This is a genomic window from Paenibacillus sp. FSL P2-0136 (assembly GCF_037975325.1).
Taxonomy (GTDB): domain Bacteria; phylum Bacillota; class Bacilli; order Paenibacillales; family Paenibacillaceae; genus Paenibacillus_AQ; species Paenibacillus_AQ silagei.
In genome coordinates this window covers 6,384,253-6,398,619 of the sequence record NZ_CP150244.1, presented here as the reverse complement: position 1 = coordinate 6,398,619, position 14,367 = coordinate 6,384,253, and the positions used below count along the sequence as shown (strand labels likewise).

The following is a 14,367-nucleotide window of genomic DNA, read 5'->3' as shown; positions in this document are numbered from 1 at the left end:
AAAAAAAGATGGGTAAGTATTTCGGAACAGATGGCGTACGCGGGGTGGCTAACCGTGAATTAACAGCAGAAATGGCCTACAGTATTGGACGCTGCGGGGGATATGTGCTGGCAGGAAATGTGGAAAAGCCTAAAGTGGTCATCGGCATGGATACACGGATCTCGGGTCCAATGCTGGAATCTTCACTCATTGCGGGTTTGTTGTCCATTGGGGCAGATGTGATCCGTCTGGGTGTAGTCTCTACACCTGCTGTTGCTTATATCACAAGATTGCTCCAGGCGGATGCCGGAGTGATGATCTCTGCTTCACATAATCCGGTGGAGGATAACGGAATCAAGTTCTTTGGCGGAGACGGCTTCAAGCTGACAGACGAAACGGAGCTGCGCATCGAGGAGCTGATGGATGCCGAGCACGATGAGCTGCCGCGTCCGGTAGGATCGGGTCTGGGCACGCTGCGGGTCGATGATCAAGCGAAATATCTCTACCTGGAGTATCTGAAGACTACCATCGACCAGAGCTTCAAGGGCACGAAGGTGGTGCTCGACTGCGCACACGGCGCAGCCTATGAGCTGGCACCCCGATTATTCAAGGAACTGGGCGCTGAAGTAATTTCCATTGGGGCAGAGCCGGACGGGCTTAATATCAATGACGGCTTCGGCTCTACACACCCGGAGACTCTGCGTGCAGAGGTGCTGCGCCATGGTGCGGATCTTGGGCTTGCTTTTGACGGGGATGCGGACCGCCTGATCGCTATCGATGAGAACGGCGACGAGGTGGACGGCGACTTCATTCTCTGCATTTGCGGGGATGCGATGAACCGTGCAGGGAAGCTGAAGGATGGTACCATTGTATCTACAGTAATGAGCAACATCGGTTTCTACAAGGCAACAGAGAAGCTGTCGCTGAATACGGCGAAGACTGCGGTCGGTGACCGTTATGTGATGGAAGAGATGCGCCGCGGCGGCTATAATCTGGGCGGGGAACAATCCGGCCATGTGATTTTCCTGGATTATAATACTACAGGTGACGGAATTCTGACTGCGATTCAACTGGTGAATACCATGAAGTCTTCCGGCAAAAAGCTAAGCACACTGAAGTCCATGATGACTAAGTATCCGCAGGTGCTGGTCAATGTGCGTGTTCAGGACAAAACCAATTATCCGAATAATCCGGCCATTGAGGCCGCGATCATAGAAGTGGAAAGTAAGCTGGGCGACAACGGACGTGTGCTGGTGCGTCCTTCGGGAACCGAGCCGCTGATCCGTGTAATGGCCGAAGGGCCGGATAAGGCGGAGCTAGATCTTTTTGTAGGGCAGATTGTTGAAGTGGTTCAGCGCGAGCTGGTGTAATCACTCACTGAAGTAGCAGGAACGGGTAGCCGGTGGATGGATCAATCCGATTCGTTCACCGGCTGAATGATTAATGTGGTCATGGCTGTTTGGAAAAAGTGTGAAATGGATGAAAAAGGTTTTCTTCGCCACATCGTTGCAAAAACGGGTTGAGGTGCATATAATAGACTAAGTGTCATTCCAGAAGGAAAGCGGGGATCGTAAGGTCATTGCAACACAAGCGCCAGAGCTTGATCTTGCGCGGGAGAGAAGGGAGGACCGGTGGCTGCGTAAGCAGTACAGGACGGTCTGAACGGATCACGGCAGATGTAAGCTGACGAGGTGGAGGTGTTCGAAATGTTCGGCGGGGACCTCCCGGTGATGCACCAGAGCCGTAAATGGAAGCGGAAAATGCGAGGGCGACCTTGCACACAACGCTTTTGTGGGTGCTAACTTAAAGATGTACAAATCATGGGTATGCGCATTTGCAGGATTGCAGACGGTTCTGCCACGGCAGAGGAGAAGACTGTGCATAATCGTGACTAACGATGTAATTGACAGGTTATCATGTTGGGTGTAATGGACAACATCATATTTGCTTTTCTTCAAAACATGCCGCACGGCACGTTTCTTTCCTCATGCGCGCCTAATTACGATAAATTGGACGGAGGAAATTATAATGTGTGGTATTGTAGGATATATTGGTAATCAGAATTCGCAGGGGATCTTGGTCGAGGGTCTGAAGAAGCTGGAATATCGCGGGTATGATTCCGCTGGTATTGCTGTGTTCACGAAGGATGGTCTGCAGGTGGTAAAAGCACAGGGACGTATGGCGAACCTGGAATCCCGTCTGGATGCGACTCCACTGACAGGAAGTGCCGGCATCGGCCACACCCGCTGGGCAACACACGGCAAGCCGTCCGATGAGAACTCTCATCCTCACACTGACAACAGCCACAAATTCTCGGTAGTACACAACGGGATTGTCGAGAATTATCTGGATCTCAAGGAAGAACTGATTGCCGGAGGATGCCACTTCACCTCGGAGACAGATACAGAAGTCATCTCCCACCTGATTGCCCGTGAATACAAGGGAGATATCGTTAAGGCTGTACAGCAGGCGATTTCTTACATGCGCGGAGCGTTTGCCCTGGGTGTACTGACTGAATATGAACCGGATAAGCTGGTAGCTGTGCGTCAAGCCAGCCCGCTGATCATCGGTCTTGGAGAAGGCGAGAACTTTATCGGGTCCGATATTCCTGCATTGCTGGAATACACCCGGAACGTATATATCCTGAACGACGGCGAAATGGCTGTATTGACACGGGATGCTGTCGAACTGATGACGATTGAAGGCAATTTTATTTCTCGGGAAATGATTACTGTCGATTGGGATGCCGTTACCGCAGAAAAGGGCGGTTATGAGCACTTCATGCTGAAAGAAATCCACGAGCAGCCTAAGGCATACCGTGATACCATGCGCGGACGGATGAATGCGGAAGGCAACAAAGTCATTCTGCCTGAGCTTAACCTGACAGAAGAACAAATCAAGAACATCCGCAATATCCAAGTGGTAGCTTGCGGTACTGCATATAATGCCGGTCTGGTTGGACGTAACCTGATTGAGTCCCTGGTACGCATTCCTGTAGAGAATGACATCGCTTCTGAATACCGTTACCGTTCGCCAATCGTAACTCCGGAGACACTGGTTATTGTAGTCAGCCAATCGGGTGAAACTGCAGATACACTGGCTGCTCTTCGTGAAGGTCAAGCGAACGGAGCCCATGTGCTGGCGATCACCAACGTAGTAGGCAGCTCTATCGCCCGGGAAGCAGACAGTGTACTGGTTACGCTGGCTGGTCCAGAGATCGCTGTAGCTTCGACCAAGGCTTACACTTCTCAGCTGATCGCATTCACTTTGCTGGGTCTGTATCTGGCTGAAGTACGCGGCACACAGTCTGAGTCTGAGGTTACCAAGATTCTGGCCGCTATGCAGTCTCTGCCGGAGCAAGTTGAAGTCATCCTGGGTCAAAAAGACGCGATCAAAGCCTACGCTGAGCAAATCGCTGAGCACAAGCACCTGTTCTTCATCGGCCGCGGCGTAGATTACGCTGTAGCTCAAGAAGGCTCTCTTAAGCTCAAGGAAATCTCCTACATTCACTCCGAAGCCTATGCTGCGGGTGAACTGAAGCATGGTACCCTGGCACTGATCGAAGAAGGTGTTCCGGTCATCGCTCTGGCTACCCTGGAATCCGTGCTGGAGAAGACCGTCAGCAACATCAAAGAAGTGAAGGCCCGTGGCGCCCATGTCATGGCCATCACCCACGAAGAGCACAAAGACGACCTGCTCCGCTCCGTTGACCAGGTATTCGTAATCCCTCAGACTCTGCCGCTGCTGACTGCTGCACTGTCTGTAGTTACCCTGCAGCTGCTGGCTTACTATGCTTCGCTGGCTCTGGGTCATGATGTGGATAAGCCAAGAAATCTGGCTAAGAGTGTTACTGTGGAGTAGGGGATATAGATTTACTGTCAGAAGAAAATAAAGTTTAGACTGATGAAATTGGCGATACTGTTATTAGAGCTGTTCTACTGTCTACAGAACTTACATCCAGAATAACACCATGACTCCAAACGGGGCTACCTTCGGGTAGCTCCGTTTTCTTTTAAGGAGGTGCTGTCATCTTGGCCAAATGAAAACGTGAAATCTCAGACATGAAGATCAATAGGTTAATTAATGAATATTAAGCCAAGGAACGAGGGCCGCCTATCTTCCGTGGTTGTGAATACAGGGTGGGCTCTGCTTAAGGAAATGCCTTCTTATTCAATCCGAATCACTATAGTGTGTATTTCTTCTGGTAAACGATTTTTAATATGTCCGAATGGTGCGCACCTATGCAATTGTTCAAGTATCCAATAGTATGTTTACGAAGTAAATAATAGAGATTGAACGGTCGGGTAATTGGTGATATTTACATTTTTTTATAGAACCAATTTAGAGATAGTGCCTCGAAATTGATATAGAATGAGATAAGTGATTTATTGAATAGTCTGGTATTTAAAAGGGACTATTGGGATAAAGTAATGTTTAATCAAATTAACAATTTGAAAATAGAAAAGATGAAGCATCTTACAGCTGATTTCATAAAAGACTGGTCTCGCAAAATATGTAGTAAACTACAATAATATATACAAAAATATGTGTTGAGACTAAGAATTTACTATATAATCTACTTATAAGATAACTAAGACTGGTAGGTAACTAACTGTGAAATATACTTGTATTGAAGTCTTTTGTGGTGCTGGGGGACTAGCTTATGGACTAAAAAAGGCAGGATTCAAAGTATTGTATGCATTTGATCATAATGAGTCAGCGATTAAAACATTTAAGCATAATATAAATAAAAAAGCTGTTATTGCAGATGCACTAAAAATATCCGCAGAGGAAATAATAAAGAAGACCAAACTTGCAAAGGGTGAACTCACACTTTTATCCGGAGGGCCTCCCTGTCAAGGGTTTTCTAGACAAAACAAAAATGGTGAGAATGGTGATAAACGAAATAGATTAATAGTAAAATATATCCGATTAGTGCAAGGAATAGAGCCTAAGTTTTTTTTGTTAGAAAATGTGGATACCTTTAAAAAAAAGCGTGGCCAAGCATATCTTAATCTACTCCAGCAAGGATTAACAAACACATATAATATCATGGTAAGAGAAATTAATTGTGCTGATTTTGGTGTTCCTCAAACCAGGAAAAGGACGATTGTAATTGGTGTTCGTAAGGATATTAATTGTATATATACATTCCCTGAAGTAAGTCACCCACAATATAAATGGGTTACTGTTAGGCAGGCGTTAAAAGGACTAGATTCACCACCAGCAGATGGATCGGAACATCCTGAATTACCAAATCATACCCTTGCAAATATTACGGAGATAAACCGGGAGAGAATTAAGTATGTTCCTCAAGGTAGTGGACGAAAATGCTTACCTCGAAGACTTCAGTTACAATGTCATAAGAAAAAAACAGGTTGGCCGGACGTTTATGGTAGGATGTCTTGGGATAAGCCTGCACCAACAATCACGGGAGGATTTGATAACTTTACTAGAGGTAGATTTGCTCATCCTCAAGAACATAGACCCATAACATCTAGAGAAGCGGCAATACTTCAGAGCTTTGATAACAAGTTTGAATTTTTTGGAACTAAAGGTGATATAAGACAACAAATAGGTAATGCCGTTCCACCATTGTTAGCAAAGGTACTTGGAAAATCCATAATTACAGCTCTAAAGGCTGCAGAAGTAACAAGTCTTAAATAAGGAGTGGTTCTTTTGGCAAGATTTCGAACCAAAGCTCGAGCAGTAGATCTACTGGGTAAGCAGCAAATTCGAGATGAGATTACAGCAATTTCAGAGTTATTGAGAAACTCTTATGATGCCGATGCATCAGAGGGACTCATTGATGTGTCTTTAAAAGAAGAACATATAGTGGTCTGGGATGATGGCGATGGAATGAATGAAAAAGACCTCGTAAATAACTGGTTGACTATAGGCACTTATTCTAAAGCAAAAGCTTCACCTGTGAAAACTTCCAAACGTCGCATTAAAATTGGTGAAAAAGGTATCGGTCGATTAGCTATATCTTTGCTAGGAAATCAGTTGTTGATCATTTCGAAAAAAAAGGTTGAGAATGTGTGGTCTCTGCTTTATTTACACTGGGGCTTATTTAGAAATGAACAGCTGTTTTTAGAAGATATTGAGATACCAACAAGAAGCTTTAATTCAGTATCTGATCTTAATAGTTTTTTGGAGAACGATTTCCAATCTCTAAAGAATGAATTGATTGAAAATCTTGATTATCCAAATAAATGGAATGATGAAGAAAAATCAAAAATTAGGAGCGAAATTCTTAACTTCAAACTTTCTAAGGATATTTATAAGAGAATACAAATAAATGAATCTCGAGGTGGAGGGACAATCTTTTTCATTAGAAATATTGAGAACGATTGGGATTGGGAAATTTATAAGACTAATATTGAAGATGAGAGTCGAAAAGAGAGAAAACGGAGACTTCAAAATGTGCTTGTGTCTTTCTCGAATTTAATTGATTTATTTGATAAAAAAGAAGATGAAAATAGTAATGATGGTTTCACTCCACGTATACATATAGATGGTCAAAAATTAGAACGAGAATCATGGTTTAATCCAGATGACATTGAATTATATGATTATGCTCTTAAGGGGAAAATAGAAGAGGGCTTATTTACTGGGCAGGTTTATGTTCGTAATTCATCTGACACTGATGTTTTTGACGTAACAAACATTGAACTGACCAATGGCATCCATACAAGCAGTATGGCAAATTGTGGTCCTATTGATGTTAAGTGGTTTTTTATTGAAGGGAGAGATGATCTAACTTCACTGACAAAAGAACAATCAAATATGATGCGTGAAAAACTAAGCGATTCTGGAGGTATATATGTCTTCCGTGATGGTTTAAGAATACTACCTTACGGAGAGCCAGGGAACGATTTTCTGAGAATCGAAGAAAGACGTTCAAAAGGAGCAGGCTACTATCTTTTCAGTCATAGAAGAATGTATGGTTTTTTGGAGATTAGTAAACTGAAAAATAAAAACCTAATTGATAAATCAAGTAGAGAAGGTTTTGTAGAGAATACGTTTTACAAATATTTTATAGCAGTTAGCCAAAATCTACTGGTTTGGTGGGCAAGAGATTTTCTTGAATCTACAAAGGAATCTGGATTGCGCGCTCAAAGAATTAAGAGATTACAAGAGGATAGAGAAAGAGACGAAAGAATAATTAAGCAACAGAGAGAAGAAGAAAAAAGAGAAAGAATGTATTTCCGTGAATTAATGGATGTATTGAATTCATTTCAAACACAGGTGGATAGTAGCTACAATCGTATTAAGAACATCATTCAATTGGAATTAGAATCAAAAGTAAAATATTTAGAACACAGATGTGCCAATATACAGGAATATTCTGACGAATTATTCTATATAAAAATGGAACTATATAAGTTCATTTCTGATTTGGATGAATTGGTAATCCCCTATAATTCGAGATATTTTCATTCTCCAGAGACTCTAGATCAAATTGATCAAGCAGGCTTGCTGATTAAAATGTATAAAACTAAATTAGAGAGCATCATAGAAGATTCAATCAATAACTTGGAGGAACCCGACTTTAGTACTGCTAACGACAGTAATGAAGATAAGGTTGATGTGCTCTCGGATAGAATTCAGCAAATCACCAAGTGGAAAGATAATGTATTTAAGCCTCTTTGTGATGAGACGATAAGTAAACATTTAAATGAATTGAAAAACGAATTTTATACTTTAATTAATGACATAATTCATAATTATGAAATTAATCTAAGAAAGTCTCAGCTTCGCTTCATTGAATCTATTCAACTGGAGTTAGAAGAGAGTAATGCTTTATTATATGAAGTTCTAGAGAAAGTACAATCTTTTGATTATATACTTGATCCAACAAATGTTGAAATAGAGATCAGTACCGTAATTAGCCAGCATGAACTTTTAATAAATAAAGCCCAGCAAGAATTATTACAGTTTTCAGTCGGAATAAAAACTTTGGATCTTACAAGGAACATACGGAGTTTTTTACATGAGGCCAAGGAAAAGTTAATAGATGGTGATAAGTATTTTTCAGATGACGATTTCATTGGTTTCTTAAAGAAAGAAGTCATAATGTATAGGGAGCTTTCGTCAATTGGCTTAGCTGCTGAACTTACTAGTCACGAATTTAATGCTCTGTATAATAGCATAAACGAGAATATAAATATACTATATAAATCTCTAAGCAAAACTAAAGCGTTGCCGGTGATAGAGAGAACAAGAAATGCATTTAAATCTTTGGAAAGATTACACCAGAGAATGAGTCCTTTATACCGTCAAGTTAGAGCAAGAAAGGAAAGAATTATTTTAAAACAGTTCATTGATAACGTGCTAGAATATTTTGAATCGGATATCAATAGATATAATATTCAAGTTCATATCCGCTTCTCAGAAGAATTGTTAATTAAAGAAAATGAAGCCGTTTTATTTACTCCTATAGTTAACATTATATCAAACTCTATATATTGGTTACTTAATCAGAGTACCAAAGAAATACATTTTTACGCTAATGATAATAAACTCTATATACATGATACAGGTCCAGGCATTCCTACTAAAGATCAAACAAGGATTTTTGAACCGTTTTTTACAAGGAAAGTTGAAGGTAGAGGTTTAGGACTTTTTTTATCAAGGGATATTTTGGAAAGCAGAGGCCATAAACTTTACCTCATAAGCCAAGGTGAAGAAGTAATACCTCTTAGCGGTGCATGTTTTTGCATTGAGTTTAATACAGAAGCCTTTGGAGATGATATTTAATATGAGTGAGATCATGCAGGTTGAAGCGATAGTGAAGCGATATTTTGATAATGCAGTTATTGTTGATGATCAATTAAACTTTAATGAAATTGAACTGCCTGAAATAACAGACGAAGAACTTGGGGAAATCCCTGATGATTTTTTGATGATTGATGATGTTGCTTCAACTACTGAAAATGATTTAAATGAAAGACCTAAAGAGTTACTTCAACAACTGACTCTTGACGGATTTATTGCATATCCATATAAATATGGTACACAAAGTGCTAGTGCACAACTGAGGTTTTTATCAAAAGTATTAGATACAACAAAATTACTTTTTATCGATTGGAACCTAGAAAATTTCAATCCTGATTCTCCTGAAAAACCTGGAAAAGCAGCTATTGAAATTTTGAATTATTACTCAAGCCAACTAGTTGGTTTAAAATGTGCAGTAATCTACACACAAGAAGATTGTGACGTTGTTATAGGTCAAATCTCTTCACATTTCGATGTAATTGATAGAGAAAGTTATTTTTTTCAAGAGCACGGAAAGACGGAAGGAAACTCTTTATTTGGTTTCGTAATGAAAAAGGATATTGAACCAGCAGAACTTATAAGAAAGATATCGCAAATTTTATTGAGTGATAAATGTATCCCAATTCATATTATGGATAGTGCTAGTAGACTTGAGAAGAGCATAACTAAAGCAATTCATAAATTTAACGCCCCTTTTGAACAGGTACTGTTAACACAGATTTTATCGTCAGAAATTAAAAATGAAGGCATACCGAAATTTTTAGATGATACGTTTCTATCAAGTGTATTATCAGACGACACAGTAATACAACCAAGTAATTTTCTTTTTAGTGCGAAAAGAAACAAAATAAAGAATGTCTTAAAAGCAAAAACAATTCAAATTTCTAATATTTCTACTTTTTTTGATGTTATAAACTTTAAAGGGAAACAAGTGATATTGGATTTATTTAAAAATTCTGAATTTGTTGAAGGTCTGGAGAAAGTTTTTGGGGACGAAGAAATTATATCATTTGAAGATTTGAAAACGAGAATTCGTTCAATACTCCCAAACCCTTCACTGGATAATAAAATCAATGAAATAGTATTAATGATATTCTTGATTGTCGATTATATTGATAATACTGAGGGATTTAAAAATGCATTTTTAGAACAAACTTATTACTTCACTAAGCTTCTGAAATTTATGGATACAGCAGGAGAAAAAATTCATACAGGAAGCATTTTTAAAAAAAATGATGACGATACTTATTTGTTATGTATTACACCTTTCTGTGATACTCACCGACCAGATAAGGTGAAGGATATATTTAAATTTGTTGTGGGCAATATTGTGAGTTCTGATAAAGAGTTACTTAAGAATAATAGTGATAATTTTGCCTGTACAGGAGTGCCTTTTGATGAGGAGAAAGCTGTGAAATTTATTAGATGGGATTTCTACCACGTAATTTCTATGAAGAAAGAAGAGGTTTTAAGGGATTGTGAGAAGATTTCCACTTTAAGGAAGGAATATATTCAAAATATAATTAATAGATACATTTCATATCAAGCAAGAGCAGGAGTAAATGAACTTTTTTTCAAAGAAACTTACAGAGAATCGTTTTACAACGTATTTAACTAATTAGCCTTAGTCTAATACTTTATTTTTTGTTTTATAACTGCTACATATAGTATAAAAAAGTCAGTATAAAACCTATTTGAGCATTTTTCACTAATCTAAGCCCTTATTATACAAAGGTTTTTCGAGCATGAAAAAGGACTTCACCCCAACTTGTAGAAGTTTTTTGGTAACGACACCAAAATACTCAAGAGGAGGAAGTCTGCTTTGTATATTCTCCAAGAAAGTCTATTTTCCTTTGAGGAGCTTCAAAAAATCGAATCGAAAGAGCGATTGCCTATCTTTTTCAGTGGACTGGACTTACGACCGTATGCGAAATAATTAAGAAATCCTTCACCCCGAGGAGCAGACGGACACTGCCGTCAAGGTATTCTTCACGAACTACTCACGACCTGCTTAGAGAACATCGATACTTTCACCGGTCTTGCGCACAGACTGGAGTTTGACCTTCGCTTCCGTTACCAATGTGGACTTCGACTAGACATCCCTTGCCCCTTCAATTTCTACGTTAAGCCGAGTCTTTGCTGAGTTGACTCGCAAAAGCCTTGCCCAGCGGTTATTTGACGATCATGTCGCTTAGTGTCAAGATGCTGGACTCATCGATGGAAGTCATGTCGCCATCGACAGCGCAGCCATTCACGCCTACGAGAAAAAAGAACCCAAGCGAAAAAGCGAACTCACCGGCAATGCCAACTGGGGAGTTAAACTCGATACGTTTGGCAACAAAGTCAAGTGGTTTGGGTATAAGCTGCATCTGGCCGTCGATACGAAGAGTGACCTTCCGATCGCCCTAAACGTTACACCTGCTCATGTGAATGATGGCGATGAGGAACCTACACTCATGAAGCAAACCGCCGAACGATTCAAGCCTCGTTTTTTCATGTTGGATGCAGGATATGACCAAATGAAAAACTAAGAAACGGCTCGCAGCGTCAAGGCTCAATCGATTATTCCCATGAACCGGAGAAACGAAAAGGAAACTCCCGCAGGCATGACTAACAAAGGGACACCTTGCTGTTCGATGGGCTTTCCGATGACGTATTGGGGATAGGAAAAGGAACGGTTGAAGTTTCGTTGTCTACATGTTACGGGGCAAGGGTTTGTCCTTTAGGCATGACAAGTTGTTGTCGTCTAATAACGGAATGGTCGTTAAAGTTAGCAGCATAGACGATTTACGCCGATATGCGTTACCACACCGAGAACGCGGAAATTGGAAAGAACTCTACAACTAAGGAACCAGTGTGAAACGATGTAACTCTCGAATGAAGTCGTACCTCACCGCAGACCAATTGCATGTTTGGGAATTCAGAAGGTCGCGACTCACCAATATTTGAATGCAATTGTTTACTTGCTTCTGCGCTAGCAGTTATGGAGACAACGAGTCACAAACGCCGCTTGAATTTTCAATTTTATGAAAATCCTGCCCTTGTCCATTTACATCTTGTTCTCTAGAAATTTCATTTCAGCTTGTCAGTCTAACCTTACTTTTTTTTCCGAAATGAATTATGCAAAATGCTCATTTTAAAAAAGTTAACGATTATGTAGCCAAAAAACCGCAACAGATCAACAACACTAGTCTAATATTTTATTTTCTTTAAGAACTGGTGGAATCCGTGGGCTTAGTATGAAATCATCAACCGGAGAGTAGCAGCTTTATTACAAATATACGAAGGATGTGAGCCTTTTGACGAGACTGGTTACAGCTATCCTGAGCCTCCCAGTAGAAGACTGGATCACTCTAGACCCGAGAAACCCCAAACATTTGGATGTCGATGAATCCATAGTAGTTATGAAATGCATTAATTCTTCCTTGTATACGCCGATGCAAACAATGGGGATGTCACACCGTTAGATCAACGGAGAACGGGTGGCCATACGGTTAAGTAGCCTGAAGCTAGTTTTTATAATCCAACGACAGGGCAGCGAGCCATCGTTGAGATTAAGCGCTTCGGATATGAATCTGATAAAGCCAAAGCGGATCTTCTCTTTAAATACCCACAATTTTACAATTATTTTTTAGAAATCAATAGACTTTATTCCAATCCATATACCCGTATTTATTTTAAGTTCACAATTAATAAATTCGGAGTGAGTCTTTGTGATCCTGAAGATATATTTCTTGAATTTCATGGCGATTGGAATGATAACTGGGAAATGCCCCAGTAAACCGTATAGCGAACGCTTGTTTTGCATCTGTTAAACTGCTGCTACTTCCTCAGCGGCTTTCACTTTCTGAATTTCTGCATATGTGTATTTCAATGTATAAGGACACAGAGATATTTAATCTCAGCTGTTTTTTAATTCTCCTTAACCAGTTTCCCCCAACTGCCCCGGATCTTAATTTGATCACCAGGTTTTAAATTGTCTTATTGTATTGAAATGCCCCCGATCTCGTCCAACTTATTATGAAGAAATGCAAGCTTATCCATTTCATATTCTATATTTTCCAAGAGCTTTTCCAGGTAGCTTTCATTTACAGACTCCGCAGCCTCAACCTTTTTAATTCGCCGCTCATACTCGCGGATATTTTTATTGCATTCCTCATGTAGAAAGAAAATAAAGTGTTAGAATTGGAAAATAAAGTTGTAGACTGGTTTTCCGAATGAAGCTGGGCTATACGTTTAGCGCGATTAACGGTGGAGGCCGGCATGAGCGGTTGCTTCTATTAAGGTAACGGAGCCCGATACTTTTCATACCAGTTCGTACAGTTCAGTCTAAACTTATGTTTTCTTCAAACCTAAAGAAGGTTTGAGTATGATTTATTTGAGGTTATATGAACTTACTGTAACAACTAAATTCTTCCTGTCTATAAAGGCTTTGTTAGCTGCGCTTATACGGGTTTTTTTTTTTGGAAATAGTGCTTTTCCCATGGATTATCAAAGATTATAATTGATATTATTCCTCCGTAAGTGAATATCTGTTTTGTTCCTAATAAGGTATTGTTAGGATTAGGTGGCTTAATAACTTCGATTGATTATTAATGGAACTCTAAAAGTTGATCTATGTAGAGGTGAGTAAATGTCGTATCAAAGGTGGACAGCGTTTGACCATTCAACATGGGTATACAAGGTATTTAATCATCATCATACCTCATTGAATAAGTATTATTGGAGTTACGAGCCAGTGCATAAACATGCAAAATTGTCTTTTGCAAGTTCAATATCTATCTCGAATCAAATAACCCCAAAAGATTTCTTTAGTTTTAGTGACCCTGTTGATGAACGGAGAATACCACCGAGCCACAAGGATTGGGAAGATGATATTGATGGATTTTTAAATTGGGTTAGGTACTCGTGCCTAGAGTCGGCGAGCTCATATTTTGAGATATACCTTGCAACGGTATGTTCTCTAGCGCTCGAATCAGATCCGGGAGTTGAGACGCGACATACTAGAAGCTTAGATGGAATTCATAATTTAAAGACTACGCCTAATTACTCAAAGGTTACCTTAGTAGAAGATATAACAAAAGGAAGCTGGAGTAGCAGGATAAAAGCATACCGGCGAGTGTTTGGTCACGTCCCAGCAACGCTATCGGTTAATCTTTCTCATCTTGATCACGTACGAAAATTAAGGAATAAATTTGCACATGGTTTTGGTAGGGACATCTCGGTTATGAAAGCCGCCCGAGGACGTACTTCTGAAGCGAATGCCATGGAAACTATTACTCTTTTGGATTTAAAAACTTATTTGGGAATGTTTGATACTGTTGCAAAGGCTGTTGATGAACATTTATACCATAATCATATCGGGGACTATGAGATTGTATACTTGTTTCATGAGTACTTGACTAATCCACCAATTGTTGAAATTAGACCAGGAGTTTTTGAGAGAGTAATGTTAAAAGGTGCGTCACAAGATAAAGCTCATAGATTTAAGAAACTAGTTGGAGAGTTAGGAGTATTATTGAGGAGTAAGGATTACTTTGAACAGATGGTTCGCCACTACTACTCTGTTTGACAAAAAAAAATACAAGGTAATAAGTTTTTTTAGGA

At 39.9% G+C, this 14,367-nt stretch carries 7 protein-coding genes; all 7 read left to right on the top strand.

All coding sequences use genetic code 11. From position 1 onward, the window contains the following. Positions 1-8 precede the first annotated feature (8 nt). The 7 genes from glmM (at position 9) to NYE26_RS27045 (ending at position 14,332) form a co-directional block, all read left to right on the top strand. Entirely contained in the window at positions 9-1,349 is a 1,341-nt protein-coding gene (gene glmM / locus NYE26_RS27075; protein ID WP_339251523.1) for a phosphoglucosamine mutase, read from the top strand. Positions 1,350-2,007: 658 nt separating this feature from the next. Continuing rightward, positions 2,008-3,840 (top strand): glutamine--fructose-6-phosphate transaminase (isomerizing), encoded by a 1,833-nt coding sequence (gene glmS, locus NYE26_RS27070; RefSeq protein WP_339251521.1) that lies wholly within the window; start codon positions 2,008-2,010, stop codon positions 3,838-3,840. Between the two features lie 753 nt (positions 3,841-4,593). Then, entirely contained in the window at positions 4,594-5,646 is a 1,053-nt protein-coding gene (locus tag NYE26_RS27065) for a DNA cytosine methyltransferase (RefSeq protein ID WP_339251519.1), read from the top strand. A 12-nt stretch (positions 5,647-5,658) separates the two neighbouring features. Then, positions 5,659-8,742, top strand: coding sequence for an ATP-binding protein (locus NYE26_RS27060; protein ID WP_339251517.1), 3,084 nt, complete (start codon positions 5,659-5,661; stop codon positions 8,740-8,742). Between the two features lies 1 nt (position 8,743). Further along, on the top strand, positions 8,744-10,378 hold the full coding sequence (locus NYE26_RS27055) for a hypothetical protein (protein ID WP_339251515.1): 1,635 nt from the start codon (positions 8,744-8,746) through the stop codon (positions 10,376-10,378). 595 nt (positions 10,379-10,973) lie between these two features. After that, positions 10,974-11,291 (top strand): transposase, encoded by a 318-nt coding sequence (locus NYE26_RS27050; RefSeq protein WP_339257633.1) that lies wholly within the window; start codon positions 10,974-10,976, stop codon positions 11,289-11,291. Between the two features lie 2,207 nt (positions 11,292-13,498). Further along, positions 13,499-14,332 carry a hypothetical protein gene (locus NYE26_RS27045; RefSeq protein ID WP_339251513.1) on the top strand — a complete coding sequence of 278 codons (834 nt, stop codon included), beginning with the start codon at positions 13,499-13,501 and terminating at the stop codon, positions 14,330-14,332. Positions 14,333-14,367 lie beyond the last annotated feature (35 nt).